The following is a 16,759-nucleotide window of genomic DNA, read 5'->3' as shown; positions in this document are numbered from 1 at the left end:
GGCACCGGTCGGACACAGGGGTCATATCCGACGGTCCGGGTCGGGAAACAGGTGCCGTGAGGAACTCCGTCCCGGGCGGGGGTCAGCGTTCAGGAAAGCGGAGGAGTGCGACCGAAGCGGGCTCGGGGCGGGGTCCGACTCGGCGTTGGTGACGCGTTCGCGCCGGTTCTCGGGCACACTGGCCTGAGGAACCTTCCTGCCCAGCCCCCTGCCCCCGCCCGAGGAGACACCCCGTGGCCACCTTCGCCCGTATCCGCCTGGTGGCGGTCATCGTGGTGTTGATCGTCCCCGCGGTGCTGTTTCCGCTGGTCGGGGAATGGACTCTGCTCTGGTTGCCCTTCACGATGGCGCTGCTGGGCGTGGTCCTGGCACGCCCGGACCTGTTGGTCACGGTGACGGAGCTGGTGACCGGCGGCACCGGGGAGACCGAGCGGCGGGAGGAGACCGACGTGCGAGGTTCGGGGGACGAACTCCGGGACCGCTCGGACCAGGGGGACGAGCCCGCGCCGGTCGAGGCGCCGCGTGGCCAGAGCGGGACTCGTGGCGTCCGCACGCGTCGGATCGACCTCCCGAGTGCCCTGGACGACTACGCCTTCGGGTTCTCCGCGCTCGTGCACTGGCGGTGGGCCCACCGGGTCGACCTGAGCCTGCGCAACCCGGCGGGCCCGGCGGTCCGCTCGGTCGTGCTGCGCGCCCGCGAGATCCTCCGCGACGCCCACCCCGAGGACCGTGCGGTGGCGGAGAGCGAGCTGGAGTCGGTGTTCGCGGTGGAGGAGCCGGTCGCCGGAGGCACGATCCAGGTCTGGGCGGAGAACGTCCGTCTCGAACTGGACGACGAGGACGAGGATCGTCTCGGCCGTATGGCCCACCTGCGCAAGGACCGTGCGCTGTGGGCCGCCGAGCGTGAGGCCGCGCGGACGCGTGAGGCGCTGTCCCGCGGCCCGGGCCCCGGCCCCGAGCCCGACCTGGAACCGGAGCCGAGGTTCCCCGCCCCGTCACACGAGCTGCCCGACCTGTTGGAGGAGCCCGAGCACGCTCCCACCGCCGGTAGCGGCGTGGACGAGGAGGGCTACGAGAGCTACTGGTGGCCCGCGGAGCAGGACGTGGACGAGGGCGGCATGGAACAGGACGTCCAGGTCGCCATCCTGCGCGGGCTCATCGACTCCGTCGCGGGGGAGAGCGAGCGCGCGGCGTTCGTCCGCGAACAGGTGGAGATCCTGGAGCGGAGCGGCTTCCCGGACGTCGCCGAGCGCATCCAGTCCGTCTACCCCGAGCAGTAGGTCCGTCACCCGCCGAGTTCGAGCGCCAGGACCCCGGCGACGGTCATCACGACCCCGGCGACCTGGACGCGGGTGATCCGGTCCCGCAGCGCGAACACCCCGATGAGGGTGACGGCCACGATGCCCACCGCAGCCCACACGGCGTAGGCCACGCCCAGTCCGAGCCCTTCTTCCAGGGCGAGGGCGAACAGGTAGTAGGCGCCGACGATGGTGACCACGGTGACCGCGGTGGGTGCGGGGCGGGTGAAGCCGTCCGAGTAGCGGCTGGCGATCGCGCCCACGACCTCCAGGGCGATCGTTCCGGCGAGGAAGAGATAGGCGAGGGACACGGGTTCTCCTGGGGTGCTCCGACTCAAAAACTTGAACGATGGTTCAAGTAGATCTAGCATCAGAGTACACACCTATCTGAACGATAGTTCAAGTAGTTGGTCGCGTGAGGCGTGGCCGACCGAACGAGGGGAACGAACATGGCCTGGCTCTTCCTGGCGGCCGCACTCCTGACCGAGATGGTCGGCGCCACCGCCACCGGGCTCTCCGAGGGATTCACCCGCCCTGTCGCGGTCCTGGTGGCCGTCCCGGCCGTGCTGGTCGCCTACTTCATGCTCGCGCTCGCCCTCAAGCGGGGCATGGCCGTGGGCGTCGCCTACGGACTGTGGACGTCCTCGGGGGTGGCGATCGTCGCGGTCATCGGACTGGTGCTGCTCGGTGAGGAACTCACCATGGTGCAGGTCGGCGGGCTGGTGCTCGTGATGACGGGAGCCCTCGCCCTGGAACTCGGCCGGGCCCGCACGAGCGTGGCGTCCGAGGTCCCCGGGGAGCACAGCGAGGCCTGAACCCGCTGGTATCGTCGCCGCCAGAGCACTGACGGAGGAGATCGTGAGCGGCACGACGGAGCGGGTCGACGGACGACGGGCCCGGGGCGAGCGCAGGCGGGAGGAGATCATCGCCGCGACGCTCCGGGTCGTGGAACGCGACGGTGTCGCCGGGGTCACCCACCGGGCGGTCGCTCGGGAGGCCGACGTCCCGGCCAGCTCCGCCGTCTACTACTTCAAGACCATGGACGACCTGTTGGTCGCCGCGCTGACCGCCGCCTCGGACGCCTACATCGACCAGCTCACGGCCCTCCAGGAGCCCGGCCAGGACGCCGTGCGGGCCGTCGCGGGACTGGCCCGGGTGATCTCCGGCGCGGGAGGTGAGGGCCGTGCCCGCGCCCTGGCCGAACGCGAACTCAACCTGCTGGCCGCCCGTCGCCCGGCCCTGCGGCCGGTGGCGCGGAGATGGCGCGAGGCGGTGTCGGAGGTGGCCTGGGAACAGGGTGTCGACGAACTGACGGTCCGCCGCTTCGCCGCCACCGCCGACGGCCTGTGCGCCAGGATCCTGCTCGGGGACGAGGACCTCACCGAGGCCCGCGTGGCCGAGATCCTCGGTCACGCCCTGCGCGAGGACTGACCCGCCCTCCCGCTCACACGCTGGTGACCTCGGGCGCGTACGCCGCGTGCAGCACCAGCGCGGCCGCGCCGATCGCGCCGACGTCCTCGCCGATGCTCGACGTCTCCACCCGCACCCGCCGCATGGAGCGGGCGATGGAGCGCTCGGAGACCGCGTCGAGCAGGGCGGTGCCGTACAGGTCCCCGACGTGTGACATGCCCCAGCCGCCGAGCACCACCAACGGCACGTCGACCAGGTTGAGCAGGGTGGTCGCCGCCTGCCCGAGGCGGCGTCCGGCGGCGGAGACCACCTCCAGGGCCACGGTGTCACCGGCGTGCGCCTCACGGCACACCCTGCGGTACGCCGCGACCGTTCGGGCCTGCCCGCGTTCGAAGTCCGCCGGGGCCTCTCCCCGGCGCCTGGCCGCGTCCGAGGCGACCGCGTGCGGCGCGACGTAGGTCTCCAGGCATCCCCGGTTCCCGCACGGGCACTCCGGGCCGCGCGGGTCCACCGTCACGTGGCCGATCTCGGCGGCGTTCAGGGTGGTGCCCCGGTAGACCCGTCCGTCCAGGACGAGCCCGCCGCCCACACCGGTCCCCACGTAGACGAAGGCCATGTCCGAGGAGCGCTCCTCCCCGCCGGACCACCGCTCGCCGATGGTGGCGGCCGTGGCGTCGTTGTCGAGGACCACCTTCAGCCCGGTGCCCTCCGCGAGGGCCTCCCGCAGCGGCACCGATCTCCAGCCGGGCAGGTGCGGCGGGGTCACGGCTCCACCCTCGGTGTCGAGCGGGCCGGGGGTGGCCACCCCGAGCCCGAGGATGCGGTCGGGGACGTCCGCCTCCGCCACGATGGCCCGGACCGACCTGCTGAGGGCGTCGATCACCCTCTGCGGCCCCTGCGACGTGGGGGTGCGCCGACGGCGCCGCGCCACCACCCGCCCGGCCAGGTCCGTGACGACCAGCGTGGTGGAGGCCGGGTCGATGTGCATCCCGACCGCGTAGTAGGCGCCCGCGTTGAGGCGGAGCACGGTCGCCGGTTTGCCGCCGCGCGACGTGGCGCGGCCGTCCTCCAGGACCAGCCCGTCCTCCAGGAGCCTGCGCACGATGTTGGAGACGGTCTGGGCGGTCAGGCCGGTCTGCTCGGCCAGTTCCACCCGGCTGATCCCGTCGGAGCGGCGCACGGCGTCGAGCACCCTGCTCTGGTTGAGCCCGCCCAGCCACAGCAGGTTGGTGCTTGTGCGCATACGCCGATTCCCTCCGCCCGATCGGGCCCGCTGACTGACCACCCGAGGGTAACCGCCCCGGAAGGGCCCACTTCACCCATTGTCTTTATCCAAGGTTTTTAGTAAGCAAGTGATGTGAGTCACGTGCCGGGGGCTCCGGGTGCCCGGCACCCCACTTTCTGCGTGAGGGGCCACGATGAGGAGAACCCGACGGAACATCCGTGCGGCGGTCGCCGTCCCGCTCCTGGCGCTGGTCGCCTCGGGCTGCTCGACCGGCGCCGACCGGGACGAGGACACGGTCCGTGTCGTCTACCAGAAGTTCGGCACCTTCATCGCGATGGACTCGCTGATGCGCCAGGTCAAGGAGGACTTCGAGGACGCCAACCCCGGCGTCACCGTCGAACTCAACGCCATCGAGGCACAGGCCGAGGACTACCAGACCCAGGTCAACCTCATGAACGGATCGCCCAGCGAGGCGCCGGACCTGATCTACCAGGACACGTTCACCATCAACCAGGACGCCGACGCCGGGTACCTGATGCCGCTCGACGACCGCTTCGACGCCTGGGACGAACGCGACCAGTACAGCGACCAGGAGGCGGTGGCGGTCACCTCGCTGGACGGCCAGCGCTACGGAGTGATGCTCGGCACCGACGTGCGCGGCCTCTGGTACAACACCGAGCTGCTGGAAAGCGCCGGCATCGACACTCCCTGGGCTCCGAGCACCTGGGACGACGTCCTCGACACGGCCCGTACCGTCCGGGCCGAACTCGGGGACGACGTGGTCCCGCTCAACGTCTACTCGGGCACCCCCGCAGGTGAGATGGCCTCCCTCCAGGGCTTCCAGATGCTGCTCAGCGGCACCGAGGACACCCTCTTCGACGACGCGTCGGAGCGGTGGGTCACCGGCGGCACCGGGTTCACCGACGCCCTCGGGTTCGTCCGGACCCTCTACGAGGAGGACCTCACCCTCGACCCCCAGGACGCCCTGGACGCCAACGTCGGCACGGTCAACAACGAGGAGCGGATCCCCTCCGGCGGGATGGCGATCAGCCTCGAGGGGTCGTGGGCCACCCAGTCCTGGATCGAGGAGGCCAACCAGCCCTGGCCCGAGTGGGAGGAGGTCATGGAGTTCGCCCCGATGCCCACCCAGAACGGTCAGGGAGCCGGAGCCACCAGCATGTCCGGCGGCTGGGCGCTCTCCATGGGTGCCAACGCCACCGACCCCGACCTCGCCTGGGAGGTGATGACGTACGCGCTCAACCAGGAGAACGGCGTCAAGTTCGCGATCGAGGGCGGTCAGATCCCGGTCCGCGCGGACGTCGCCGAGGACCCCGCCTTCCTGGAGGAGTCCCCGAAGGCCGAGGAGTTCGCCGCGCTGGTCGACATCACCGGTTTCCGCCCCGCCTACAGCGAGTATCCCAGGATCTCACTGGCCGTCCAGGAGGCCATGGAGAGCGTGATGCTCGGCCAGGCCACCCCGGAGGAGGCCGCCACGATCTACGCCGAAGAGGTGGAGGGCATCGTCGGACCCGACAACGTCACGACGGGCTCCTGAGCGGTGGCCACCGTCGGGTCGCGCCGGCCCCTGGCCCGGGCGGCGCGGTGGGCCGTCCCGATGGCCCCGGCCCTGTTCCTGCTCCTGGCCTTCTTCGCCGGGCCCATCCTGTGGACGGTGTGGGCCTCCCTCACCAACGCGGCCCTGACCGGCGCCCAGGCCGCGCAGACCGAGTTCGTGGGGTTCGACAACTTCACCCAACTGCTGTCCGACCCCCGGTTCCGGACCGCCACCGTCCTCACCGTCGTCTTCCTGGTGGGCTGCGTGTTCGGACAGACGGTGCTGGGCCTGGCCCTGGCCCTGCTGCTCCAGAACCGCCACGGAGCCGTGCGTGCCACCGTGGGGGCGATCGTGGTGGGCGCGTGGGTGGTTCCGGAGGTCGTGGCCGGGTTCGTCTGGTACGCGTTCCTCGAACGGGAGGGCACCCTCAACACCGTCCTGGGCTGGTTCGGCTCCGGTCCCCAGAACTGGCTGTTCGCGGCCCCGCTCCTGGCGGTGGTGCTGGCCAACGTCTGGAAGGGCACCGCCTTCTCCATGATGACCTACTCGGCGGGGCTCTCCGAAGTACCCGAGGACCTCAAGGAGGCGGCGCGGGTGGACGGCGCCTCCGCCTTCCAGGTGCTGTGGCACGTGGTGATCCCGCTCCTGCGGCGGACCCTGGCCACCACCCTGCTGCTCATCACGCTCCAGACCGTGCAGGTCTTCACCCTGATCTTCGTGATGACCTCCGGTGGTCCGGGTTCCCGGAGCACCACGCTTCCCCTGCTGATGTACCAGGAGGCCCTGCGCATGGGCGACCTCGGATACGGCACCGCCATCGCGTTGGCGCTGCTCGTCGTCGCCGGGGCGTTCTCGACCGTCTACGTGTGGATGCTCCGGAAGGAGGAGAGCCGGTGAGTGACGATCCGAAGCGTGGCGGCTCCGTGAGGCGGCACCGGAACCCGGGACACCGGAGCCCGGGCCGACGGAAACGCGCCGTGGTCAGCGCCCCGAGCCGGGCCGCCGGAGGGTTCCTCGCCCACCTCGTCCTCGGCGTGCTCGCGGTGCTGTTCCTGGTGCCGATGCTGTGGATGGTGTTCGCCTCGGTGGACCCCGAACCCTCGCTGCGCGCCAGCCCGCCCTCGGGGTTCACACTGGACCACTTCACGGCGATCATGACCCCGGAGGTCGTCTACCTGCCGATCTGGAACAGCATCCTGACCTGCGGGGGAGCCGCGCTCATCACCGCCGTGTGCTCGATGCTGGCCGCCTACCCGCTCTCCCGGTACAACCTCCGGTTCAGGAAGCCGTTCCTGTACACGGTGCTGTTCGCGACCGGGCTGCCCGTCACGGCCATCATGGTTCCGGTCTACGGGATGTTCGTACAGGCCAACCTGTTGAATTCGCTGACCGCCACGACGCTGTTTCTGGCCGCCAGCACGCTGCCGTTCGGAATCTGGCTGACCAAGAACTTCATCGACGGCATCCCCCTCGCCCTGGAGGAGGCCGCCTGGGTGGACGGGGCCTCGGCCTGGCAGTCGATCCGCTACCTGGTGGCCCCGCTGCTGGCCCCGGGGCTCGCGGTGGTCGCGATCTTCACGCTCGTCACCACCTGGGGCAACTTCTTCGTCCCGTTCATCCTGCTCACGAGCCCGGACAAGATGCCGGCGGCGGTCCGCGTGTTCACCTTCTTCGGTCAGTACGGATCCGTGCGGTACGGCGAGCTCGCCGCGTACTCGCTGCTCTACACCGTTCCCGTCGTCGTGCTGTACATGGTCGTCTCGCGGGCGCTCGGCGGCCGGTTCGCCCTGGGAGGCGCGGTCAAGGGATAGCCGGGTCGGCGCGGGGGGGGCGGGGGCCGAGGGCCGGGGCGCGGAGGCCGGGGGCCGGGCCCGGGACGGCGAGCCCGGCCCCCGGGGTCGGGTCAGCGCTCGAAGCGCAGGGTCAGGATCTGGAACGGCCGCAGCGCGGCCGACACCCGCAGGGAACCGTCCGAATCGGCGGTCGTGAGCAGGTCCGGGGCCTCCTCGTACTCCTCCTCCAGAAGGTTCACGGCGCGCACCCCCGAAGCCGGGAAGCCGGTGCTCACCGCTGCCCGCGCGCGACCGCCACGGGCCTCGTACAGGCGCACCACCACGTCGCCGGAGCGGTCGTCCGCGAGCTTGACCGACTCCACCACCACACCGGGGTCGTCCACCGCCACGAGGGGCGCCACCACGGCGTCACCGGGTACCTCCCGGACCGGGAGATTGATCCGGTAGCCCTCACGGACCGCGTCCTCGATCTCCGCGCCCGGGGCCAGGGCGTACCGGAACCGGTGCTCTCCCTGGTCGGTGTCGGGGTCCGGGAAGCGCGGCGCGCGCAGCAGCGACAGTCGGACCGTCGTCGTGGTGCCGCCGTCGCTCCGGACGTCCCGGGTGACGTCGTGCCCGTAGGTGGAGTCGTTGAGCACCGCCACCCCGTAGCCGGGCTCCGCGACGTGCACCCATCGGTGGGCGCAGATCTCGAACCTGGCCGAGTCCCAGGAGGTGTTGGTGTGCGCGGGACGCCTGACATGGCCGAACTGGATCTCCGACGACGACTCGTGCGCGCGCACGTCCAGCGGGAAGGCGGCCTTGAGGAACTTCTCCCGCTCGTGCCAGTCCACCACCGTCTCCACGTCCAGTCGCCTCGCACCCGGGGCCAGGGAGATCACCTGGACCACCGAGGAGTCCCCGAAGGAGCGGGTCACGCGCAGGGCGGCCGCGCCCTCACCGGGCGGTTCGGGGGTGACGGAGTCGGCCTCGGAGAGGTCCACGGTGGTGTTGCGGTAGAACTCGTCCACGTCCCAGGCGTCCCACTGGTTGGGCAGGTCCTGGTGCACCTGGAGCAGGTTGCCCGGCTGGCCCGGGGCGAGCACCTCCCGGCCCTTCGGGTCCCCGCCCCGGTCCAGGATCGAGGTGACCAGGCCGCGTTCGTCCACCCGGACCGTCAGGAGCGCGTTCTCCAGAACGAACCCGCCCGGGGTCCTCGGGTCCGGGCCGAGGGCGGCGTGGTCGGGGTTCCCGGCCCCCACACGCTCACTGGGGAGGGCGCCCAGGGCGGGGACGCCGTCGCGCTCGTGCGGGGTCGGGTTGAAGACCACACCGGCCGAGGCCTGGCCGGTGTGGTCACCGGCCAGCGCCTCCTGGGCCCGCGCGATGACCTCCCGGAGCTCCTCCGCGACCCGTGCGTAGGTCTCCGCCGCCTCGCGGTGCACCCAGGCGATGGAGCTGCCGGGCAGGATGTCGTGGAACTGGTTGAGCAGGACCGTCCGCCAGGCCTCCTCGATCCGTTCGTAGGGGTAGGGGACGCCCGCGCGCACCGTGGCGGTCGCCGCCCACAGCTCGGCCTCGCGCAGCAGGTGCTCCGAGCGCCGGTTGCCCTGTTTGGTCGCGGTCTGGCTCGTGTACGTGCCCCGGTGGAACTCCAGGTAGAGCTCCCCCCACCACACCGGGGCGTCCGCGTACTCCTCGTGCGCCTTGGCGAAGAACCGCTCCGGGTGCTCGATCTCCACCGTGGGCGAGCCCTCCAGGTCGCGCAGGCGCGCCGCCCGGGCCAGCATCTCGCGGGTGGGGCCCCCGCCCCCGTCCCCGTGGCCGAAGGGTACGAGGGAACGCGACGCGCTCCCCTTGTCCCGGAAGTTGCGTGCGGCGTGCGCGAGCTCGGCCCCGGTGAGCTCGGCGTTGTAGGTGTCCACCGGAGGGAAGTGGGTGAACACGCGGGTGCCGTCCAACCCCTCCCACCAGAAGGTGTGGTGGGGGAACTGGTTGACCTGGCTCCAGGAGATCTTCTGGGTGAGGAACCAGCGCGAACCGGACAGACGGACGAGCTGGGGGAGGGCGGCCGAGTACCCGAAGGAGTCCGGCAGCCACACCTCCTGGGTGTCCACCCCCAGTTCCTCGCGGAAGAAGCGCTTGCCGAAGACGAACTGGCGCGCCAGCGCCTCCGAACCGGGCATGTTGGTGTCGGACTCCACCCACATGCCACCGACCGGCACGAAGCGTCCGGCCTCGGCGGCGCGCACCACGCGTGAGAACACCTCCGGGCGGTGCTCCTTGAGCCAGGCCCACTGCTGGGCCTGTGACATCGCGAAGACGAACTCCGGGTGGTCGTCCATCAGCGCCACCACGTTCGCGCTGGTCCGCACCACCTTGCGGACGGTCTCGCGCAGCGGCCAGAGCCAGGCCGAGTCGATGTGCGCGTGCCCCACCGCCGACACCCGGTGGGCACTGGCGGCGGCGGGAGAGCGCAACGCCGGGGCCAGCACCTCCCGCGCTCGCTCCGCCGTGCGGGGGACGTCCTGGAGGTCGAGGGCGTCCAGGGTGCGGCCCAGGGTCCGCAGCAGCTCCCAGCGGCGCGGGTCTCCCGTGTCGAGTTCCCGCATGAGGCCGTCCGCGACCTCCAGGTCCAGGGCGAGCTCCCACACCTCCCGCTCGAAGACGGCCACGTCGGCGCGGGCCAGCCGGTACAGGGGCCGGTCCTCGGGGCCGCGCCCGGATCCCAGGTCGGTCCGCTGGAACGGGGGGTCGCCGAGGATGACCGGGTTGGCGGCGGCCTCCACGTGGAACTCGACGGTCTCGCCCCCGTTCACGGGGGCGCCGACCGGAATCCACGCGTTGCGCGGGTTGAGGCCCTTGACGACGGTCCCGTCCGGGAGGTGGACCAGCCCCTCGCACTGGAAACCGGGCATGGCGTCGTCGAAGCCGAGGTCGACGACGGCCTCCACGGTCCGTCCCGCCCAGTCGTCGGGGACCCGGCCGCGCAGCCGGAACCAGGTGGTGCCCCAGGCCGGGCCCCACGCGTCGCCCACCCGCGCCGGTTCGTGGGGCGCACCGATGCCCTCCTCCGCGGGGACCGGTTCCCCCGGCGCGTCCCAGCGGGCCACCTCCAGGGGGATCGACGTCGTGTACACCGCGGGCCATACGCGTTCCCTCAGGACGCGGTCCAGTCGTGCCTCGGTCAGCCGCCGGTCGTCGTGCACGGTGGGTCTCCGTTCGGTCGTCCCCTGGCAGATGCCGCGTACATTGCCAGCGCGGCGGCACTTCGTCAATGCTTTGGACGAAGTGCGTTCCCCGGTGTCGCCGGGTGAGCCGGGCGCGTTCCCCTCCTCCCTGGTCACCGGCGGTTCGGTGCCGATCGTGGCGGCGCCGCCTGGGCGAAACCGCGCCCGGCGACGGCAGCCTGAACGTTCACGTCCGGCCGGGCCGGAACGCTGGTGACGGCGTCCCACCCCGCCCCTCGATCGGCGCCCCGCGGTTCCCGTAGCAGCGTGCTCGGCGGTCTGCCCCTGTCGTTGGTCAGGGGGTCACCCCGTCAGTCGTCAGTGTTGGCGCGGGGGTGCTGATTCCTAGCGTGGATTCCGGATGCTGGGACACGTGGTGGAAGGGAACCGGATGAGCAGCACGCCGACCGAACGGCGCGACGCGGTACTCCAGGCGAGTGGACTCGTACGACGGTACGGAGCGGGCGGGGCCGCCGTCACCGCCGTGGCGGGGGTGGACGTCTCCTTCAGGGAGGCGGAGTTCACCGCGATCATGGGGCCGTCCGGCTCCGGGAAGTCCACGCTGATGAACCTCCTGGCGGGCCTCGACACCCCCACATCGGGACGGGTGCTGGTGGAGGGGCGCGACCTCACCCGACTCGACGACCGGGGGCTGACCCGCCTGCGGCGCGAACGGATCGGTTTCGTCTTCCAGTCCTTCAACCTGGTGCCGACCCTCACCGCCGAGCAGAACGTCCTGCTCCCGCTCAGACTCGCCGGGCGGCGCCCGGACCGCGCCCACCTGGAGGAGGTGGTGCGCACCCTGCGGATCGGGGACCGGCTCCGCCACAGACCGGCGGAGCTCTCCGGCGGGCAACAGCAACGGGTCGCCATCGCTCGTGCCCTGCTCACCCGGCCGGCGGTGCTCTTCGCCGACGAACCCACCGGTGCCCTGGACGTCACCACCGGACGTGAACTGCTCGAACACCTCCGTGCCGCCAGCACCGAACTCGGTCGGACGATCGTCATGGTCACCCACGACCCGATCGCCGCGACCTACGCAGATCGTGTCCTGACGATGTCCGACGGCGTTCTGCGCGACGCCCTGGAACGACCTACGACCCAGGAGGTCCTCGCCGCCATGACCCGAACGGAGCGCCCGTGCTGAACCTGGCCTGGGCGCAGATCCGCTCCCATCCCACCCGACACCTTGCCGTCCTGCTGGCGGTCGTGCTCGGCACCCTGTTCCTGGCGGCCACCTCGGTGTTCTCCTCGACCTCCGAGGCCGGGTTGCGTGCGGTGGCCGCCGCTCCGCTGACCGCCGCCGACGTGGTGGTGGACCGGGACCCGGAGACCGCCGACCCCGGATCGGACTGGCCCTCTGCGGTGGTGGAGCACCCCGACGTCGAGACCGTCACGGAGGTACACGCTCGTACCGTCCAGGTGGCCACCGACGACCTGCGTGGAACCGCGAACGTCCACGGGCTCGCGGACGACCCCGGGCTGCGCTGGTTCGACCTGGCCGAGGGCGACTGGCCCGTCGGCACGGACGAGGTCGTGGCCGACAGCGACACCCTGGAGTCACTGGGGCTCCGTGTGGGGGACACCGTTCGGTTCACCGGCTCCCCGGCCGACGCCGAGGCGGTTCCGGGAGGGGGCACGGAGGGCACCAGGGACGGGGAGGGGCTCCGGTCCTCCGGGGAGCACGTGACGGTGACGGGCAGCGTGGCGCTGGACTTCCAGCCGTTGACCGGGGTGCGGTTCACGTTCTACGCGCCCGAGGCGTACTTCGCCGGGGACAGCCCGCTCACGGTGCTGGCCAGCACGGCTCCCGGGGTCAGCCCGGAGACGGCGGTGACGTCCCTGGAGGCCGCGCTGCCGCCGGACCTGTACGTGATGACCGCCGAGGATCAGGCCCGGCTGGCCGCCGACCGGTTCGCGGGCGGTTCCCAGCAGCTGGACCTCCTCCTGCTCGCGTGCGCGCTCATGGCACTGCTCGCGGCGGCCATGGTCATCGCCAACACCTTCACGATCCTGCTCACCCAGCGCCGCCGCGACACCGCCCTGCTGCGCCTGGTGGGGGCGGACCGCGGCCAGGTACGCGCGCTGGTCGTCGCGGAGGCCCTGATCATCGGAGGCGTCGGATCCCTGGTCGGGCTCGGTGCGGGGATCGCGGTCGGGTACGCGGGCGCCTCCCTGACCGGACTGGCCGGAGCCGGGCCGCACCTCGATCCGCTCCTCCTGGCCGGGTGCGCGCTGGTCGGCGTGGGCACCACCGTGGCGGCGGCCTGGGCCCCGGCGCGCACGGCGGCCGGCACCGCACCGGTTGAGGCCCTGCGTTCGGCTCCGTTGGACGGCGCGGTGCGCTTCCGTGCCGTGCACGCCCTGGGAACCGTGTGCGCGCTGCTCGGGCTGGGTGCCATGGTCGCCGGGGCGCGCGTGGAGTCGCTGCCCCTCGCCCTGGGCGGGGGCTTCGCCGGAGCGGTCGGCGTCCTCATGGCTCTGCGCTATCCGATCTCCCGGCTGCTCCGGCTGGCGCACCGGCCGCTGCGACGGATGGGCGGTGTCGCCGACCTTGCCGGGGCCAACCTCCGGCGTGACACCGGCCGGGCGGCCACCGCCACGCTCGCCCTCGTGCTGGGGCTCGGGCTGATCTCCGCGCTCACCACGGCCGCGGCCACCGGCCGGGCCACCATCGACGGCGACCTGAACTCCCGATATCCGGTGGACGTCAGCGCGAGAGTCGACGAGGGGTCGGTGGCCGCCGGCACCGTGGAACGGGTACGGGAGATCGAGGGCCTGGCGTACGTGGAGTCCCCCCGGACCGCCCAGATGGTGGTCGAGGGCCTGGACCGGGTCACCGTGGTCGGTGTCTCCCCACGGCTCGCTGAGGTCACGGGTGCCGAAACGCTCCTGGGTTCCGCCGGGAACACCGATACCGACACCGGGTTCGACCCGGGAGGCCACCCGGTCATGTTGGTCTCCGGGGACCAGCTGGAGGCGCTTGGCGTCGAACCGGGGGAGAGCGTCGAACTCAGGGTGGACGGCACCGCGCGGGGCTTCACCGTGTACCCGTCCGCCCTGGCCACCGCCTCCGGGACGGCCGCCCCGGTGGTGCTGGCGGAGGTCCTGGAAGACCTGGCGCGGGAGAGCACCAGGGGCATGGTGTGGGGCGTGGCGGCGCCCGGGATCGATCGGGACCACCTCGCGGACCAGATGGACCTGGTCGCCGGTGCCGACCCGGAGGTCTCGCTGAGCGGGGCGCTCAGCGAGCGCGGAGACCTCACCGAGGTCCTCGATCTCCTGGTCGCCCTGGTGTTGGTGATGCTACTGGTCACCGTGGTGATCTCGGGCCTGGGGGTGGCCAACACCCTGAGCCTGTCGGTCCTGGAGAGAACCCGGGAGGTGGCTCTGCTGAGGGCCCTCGGGCTGAGCAGGGCCGGGCTGTACGGCACCCTCGCCGTCGAGGCCGTGGTGGTCTGCCAGCTCGGGGCCGTCCTGGGGGTGCTCCTCGGTGTTCCCTTCGGGCTGGTCGGGGTGGACGCGATCGTGGGTGGGACCGCACCCCTGGAGGTGGCCGTTCCCTGGAGCGCGCTGGGGCTCGTCCTCGCCTCCGCCCTCGGTGTCGGGGTGCTCGCGACCCTGGTCCCGGCCGCCCGCGCCGCCCGTGTCGCTCCGGCGGAGGGCCTGACCCATGGGTGAGTCAGCGGCAGAAGGAGGGTCGGGGAACACGACCAGCCCGGCCCGCCCGGAAGCCGATCTACCCGGCGTTCCCCGGACGGTCGTCCTTCAGACCGGCCTCGTGCGCGACCGCAGCGGCCTCCACCCTGTTGCGTACCCCCAGACGGCGCAGGATGGTGCTCACGTGCCCCTTCACCGTGCCCTCCACCATGTGGAGCCGCCTGCCGATGTCGCCGTTGGAGAGCCCCGTGGTCAGGAGGGCCAGCACCTCGTGTTCCCGAGGCGTCAACCCGGCCAGGCGTTCACGGGCGCGCAGCCGGGCGGTGGAGCGTTCGTGGCTCAGACCGTTGAGGACCCGGCGGGCCACCCTGGGGGAGAGGAAGGCACCTCCCTCCGCCACCGCGCGCACCCCGAGCAACAGCTCCCGGGGGTCGCCGGTCTTGAGCAGGAACCCGTCCACCCCGCTGTCGAGGGCCCGGACCACGTACTCCTCCTCGCCGAAGGTGGTCAGGATGACCACCCCGACCCCGGGCACGGCCCGGCGGATCTCCTCCGCCGCCTCCAGCCCGTTCATCCCCGGCATGCGGATGTCGACCAGAGCCACGTCCGGCCGGTGCGACCAGGCCAGCTCCACCCCTTCCCGGCCGCTGGAGGCCTCGGCCACCACCGCGATGTCCGGGTCGTTACCCAGTACCGCCCGCACTCCCGCGCGCACCATCGCCTCGTCGTCGACCAACAGCACCCTGATCACACTCCGACCTCCCCGCGTCCCCCGTCACCATGGCAGCACCTCGACCGAGACCAGTCTGTCCGGGTCGAAGCAGAGCCGGAATCTGTCGTCCTCTCCCGAGACCACGTCCGCACTGGAACGGTAGTAGCGGCACTCCTGCCCCTCGGGGTCCTCGGGCCAGGCGTCGGGGGTGTGGGTCCCCGGGTGGAGCTCCCGATCGGGGAGCAGGGCCTCCACCTCGGCCCGTTCCTGGCCGGGACGCAACCGCTCGAACAGCTCGGGGTCGAGGGTGGAGTTCGCCGCCTCCGACATGGTGAATGCCAGGAGCAGGCCGTACCCCACCATCGCCGTGAGGACCGGCACCAGCACGATCGTGCTGATCGCCCACAGGGTCCGGCGACGTACGCGGCGGTGCGGGTGTGCGTCCTCCTCGCGGGAGACGGCGTCGCCGGGGCCGCCGAGGAGGTCCGGTCCCGGGTGGAGGGGGTCGCCCGCGAACCCGCCCTCGGAGACCGCACCGGTCTCGCCTCGGGCACCGCCCGCCGCGTCTCTCACCGTCCCGTCACCGACCGGGCCCGCGTCGTGGGCCTCACCGTCCCGGGAGGCTCCCAGGACGGCGGCGCCCGCACCCGCGCCGAAAGGGCCTGACCCCTCGCCTGGCAGCCGGGCCGACACCACCCAGTGGCCACCCTCGGGTCCGGCACTGAACTCGCCCCCGGCCAGACGCACCCGTTCGCGCAGCCCCACCAGACCACCGCCGGTGCCGGGGACCCGTCGCGGGGCACCGTCCCGACGGAGCAGGGGGTTGGTCACCGTCACCCGCACACCGTCCCCGTCTGGGAGGCCGTGCAGAACCACCCGTGGGTCCGTGCTCGGGGCGTGCTTGGCGGCGTTGGTCAGCGCCTCCTGGACCACCCGGTACAGGGCCCGGTCCGACATCACCGGGAGCTGCACGCGGGTGCCCTCCGTCTCCAGACTCACGCGCAGCCCGGCCTCGCGTGAGTGTTCGACCAGTGCGGTGACGCCCTCTCCCCCCGGGGTCGAGGCCGGGGGCGCGGACCCGGTGTCGGCGCGCAGGACCCCGACCGCGACCATGAGTTGCTCCGCCGCCCTCCCCGCCGCCTCCCTCAGCTGTCCGGCCTGCACCCTGCGCTCCTCGGGCAGGTCCGGGGCCGTCTCCAGGGCCCCGGCGCCCAGGGTGAGCAGACTCAGTTGGTGCCCCACCGCGTCGTGCAGGTCGTGGGCGATCCGGGAGCGTTCCCGCATCCGCGCCCGCTCGGTCATCAGTCGCCACTCCCGGTCCAGGGTCCGGGCCCGTTCCCAGCCCGCCCGTTCCAGGGCGGAGGTGCTGCGCAGGTACAGGCCCAGCAGCCACGGCAGAACCACCGCGAACGCGGCCAGCACCCCGCCGGTCACCCACATGCCCACGGGGTGGCCGCCGAACACCAGCGCCGCCACCCCGACCAGGCCGACCACGGTGAACGCGTACCCGGCCACCCGTGGGTCACGGGAGAGCCGTCCGGCGAGCAGGGCCGGCGCGGGTAAGGCCATCACCAGCAGCGGCATGACCGGGGCCAGGGACAGCAGGAGAAGCACGGTGGCCAGGGCCAGGTGCCCCACGGGCGCTCGGAGGGGACGGAGACGGGGAGGGCGCATGGTGGGGAACCTAACCCGCCGGACGCGGTCGTGTCCCCTGTCGAAAGTCAGGGTGGCCCTCGCCGCTGGCGGTGCCGGTCGTGGCGGCGCCGCCTGGGCGAAACCGCGCCCGGCGACGGCAGCCTCAACGTGCACGTCCGGCCGGGCCGGAACGCAGGTGACTGCGTCCCACCCCGCCCCTCGATCGGCCCCTAGGGGTTCCCGTAGCAGCGCGCTCGGCGCC

General features: G+C 72.3%; 13 protein-coding genes. 8 read left to right on the top strand and 5 right to left on the bottom strand.

Annotated elements, in window-relative coordinates; genetic code table 11:
* Window positions 1-233: 233 nt before the first annotated feature.
* Window positions 234-1,280, top strand: a complete 1,047-nt coding sequence (locus tag ACFW3L_RS07055; protein WP_378737307.1) for a hypothetical protein — start codon at window positions 234-236, stop codon at window positions 1,278-1,280.
* 5 nt (window positions 1,281-1,285) lie between these two features.
* Here ACFW3L_RS07055 and ACFW3L_RS07050 read toward each other — a convergent pair whose 3' ends face one another.
* Window positions 1,286-1,609 carry a DMT family transporter gene (locus ACFW3L_RS07050; protein ID WP_378737305.1) on the bottom strand — a complete coding sequence of 108 codons (324 nt, stop codon included), beginning with the start codon at window positions 1,607-1,609 and terminating at the stop codon, window positions 1,286-1,288.
* Window positions 1,610-1,747: 138 nt separating this feature from the next.
* Between ACFW3L_RS07050 and ACFW3L_RS07045 the strand changes: the two genes are divergently transcribed.
* Both ACFW3L_RS07045 and ACFW3L_RS07040 read left to right on the top strand, forming a co-directional pair.
* Complete coding sequence (locus ACFW3L_RS07045; protein WP_378737303.1) at window positions 1,748-2,113, top strand: DMT family transporter; 366 nt, start codon at window positions 1,748-1,750, stop codon at window positions 2,111-2,113.
* A 43-nt stretch (window positions 2,114-2,156) separates the two neighbouring features.
* Window positions 2,157-2,729: a TetR/AcrR family transcriptional regulator gene (locus tag ACFW3L_RS07040; RefSeq protein ID WP_378737301.1), complete on the top strand. Its 573-nt coding sequence runs from the start codon at window positions 2,157-2,159 to the stop codon at window positions 2,727-2,729.
* 13 nt (window positions 2,730-2,742) lie between these two features.
* On the opposite strand, the gene ACFW3L_RS07035 is transcribed toward ACFW3L_RS07040, so the two are convergent.
* The gene (locus ACFW3L_RS07035; RefSeq protein ID WP_378737299.1) at window positions 2,743-3,951 is read right to left on the bottom strand and encodes an ROK family transcriptional regulator; all 1,209 of its coding nucleotides are present in this window, start codon (window positions 3,949-3,951) and stop codon (window positions 2,743-2,745) included.
* Window positions 3,952-4,126: 175 nt separating this feature from the next.
* Between ACFW3L_RS07035 and ACFW3L_RS07030 the strand changes: the two genes are divergently transcribed.
* The 3 genes from ACFW3L_RS07030 to ACFW3L_RS07020 all read left to right on the top strand — a co-directional run bounded on the left by ACFW3L_RS07030 (window position 4,127) and on the right by ACFW3L_RS07020 (window position 7,299).
* Window positions 4,127-5,488 (top strand): extracellular solute-binding protein, encoded by a 1,362-nt coding sequence (locus ACFW3L_RS07030; RefSeq protein WP_378737297.1) that lies wholly within the window; start codon window positions 4,127-4,129, stop codon window positions 5,486-5,488.
* Window positions 5,489-5,548: 60 nt separating this feature from the next.
* Complete coding sequence (locus tag ACFW3L_RS07025) at window positions 5,549-6,385, top strand: carbohydrate ABC transporter permease (protein WP_378737295.1); 837 nt, start codon at window positions 5,549-5,551, stop codon at window positions 6,383-6,385.
* A gap of 80 nt (window positions 6,386-6,465) precedes the next feature.
* Window positions 6,466-7,299 (top strand): carbohydrate ABC transporter permease, encoded by an 834-nt coding sequence (locus tag ACFW3L_RS07020; RefSeq protein WP_378737293.1) that lies wholly within the window; start codon window positions 6,466-6,468, stop codon window positions 7,297-7,299.
* A 92-nt stretch (window positions 7,300-7,391) separates the two neighbouring features.
* Here the strand turns inward: ACFW3L_RS07020 and ACFW3L_RS07015 are convergent, their stop codons facing one another.
* Window positions 7,392-10,469 (bottom strand): alpha-mannosidase, encoded by a 3,078-nt coding sequence (locus tag ACFW3L_RS07015; RefSeq protein ID WP_378737291.1) that lies wholly within the window; start codon window positions 10,467-10,469, stop codon window positions 7,392-7,394.
* A 412-nt stretch (window positions 10,470-10,881) separates the two neighbouring features.
* On the opposite strand from ACFW3L_RS07015, the gene ACFW3L_RS07010 reads away from it, so the two are divergent.
* Both ACFW3L_RS07010 and ACFW3L_RS07005 read left to right on the top strand, forming a co-directional pair.
* Complete coding sequence (locus ACFW3L_RS07010) at window positions 10,882-11,637, top strand: ABC transporter ATP-binding protein (protein WP_378737289.1); 756 nt, start codon at window positions 10,882-10,884, stop codon at window positions 11,635-11,637.
* Entirely contained in the window at window positions 11,631-14,171 is a 2,541-nt protein-coding gene (locus ACFW3L_RS07005) for an FtsX-like permease family protein (RefSeq protein WP_378737287.1), read from the top strand. The genes ACFW3L_RS07010 and ACFW3L_RS07005 overlap by 7 nt, the downstream gene beginning before the upstream one ends.
* 58 nt (window positions 14,172-14,229) lie before the next feature.
* On the opposite strand, the gene ACFW3L_RS07000 is transcribed toward ACFW3L_RS07005, so the two are convergent.
* On the bottom strand, window positions 14,230-14,901 hold the full coding sequence (locus ACFW3L_RS07000) for a response regulator (protein ID WP_378737285.1): 672 nt from the start codon (window positions 14,899-14,901) through the stop codon (window positions 14,230-14,232).
* Between the two features lie 24 nt (window positions 14,902-14,925).
* Window positions 14,926-16,536, bottom strand: coding sequence for a sensor histidine kinase (locus ACFW3L_RS06995; RefSeq protein WP_378737283.1), 1,611 nt, complete (start codon window positions 16,534-16,536; stop codon window positions 14,926-14,928).
* Between the last annotated feature and the right edge of the window lie 223 nt (window positions 16,537-16,759).

This window comes from Nocardiopsis sp. NPDC058789 (genome assembly GCF_042745575.1).
Lineage (GTDB): Bacteria > Actinomycetota > Actinomycetes > Streptosporangiales > Streptosporangiaceae > Nocardiopsis > Nocardiopsis eucommiae.
The sequence above is the reverse complement of the archived record's forward strand: the minus strand, read 5'-3'. Positions and strand labels throughout refer to the sequence as shown.

Bases quoted from the DNA above. Each gene is read 5' to 3' on its own strand.
- ACFW3L_RS07045 (WP_378737303.1), top strand. From the start codon at position 1,748: ATGGCCTGGCTCTTCCTGGCGGCCGCACTCCTGACCGAGATGGTCGGC.
- ACFW3L_RS07035 (WP_378737299.1), bottom strand. From the start codon at position 3,951: ATGCGCACAAGCACCAACCTGCTGTGGCTGGGCGGGCTCAACCAGAGC.
- ACFW3L_RS07030 (WP_378737297.1), top strand. From the start codon at position 4,127: ATGAGGAGAACCCGACGGAACATCCGTGCGGCGGTCGCCGTCCCGCTC.
- ACFW3L_RS07025 (WP_378737295.1), top strand. From the start codon at position 5,549: ATGGCCCCGGCCCTGTTCCTGCTCCTGGCCTTCTTCGCCGGGCCCATC.
- ACFW3L_RS07010 (WP_378737289.1), top strand. From the start codon at position 10,882: ATGAGCAGCACGCCGACCGAACGGCGCGACGCGGTACTCCAGGCGAGT.
- ACFW3L_RS06995 (WP_378737283.1), bottom strand. From the start codon at position 16,536: ATGCGCCCTCCCCGTCTCCGTCCCCTCCGAGCGCCCGTGGGGCACCTG.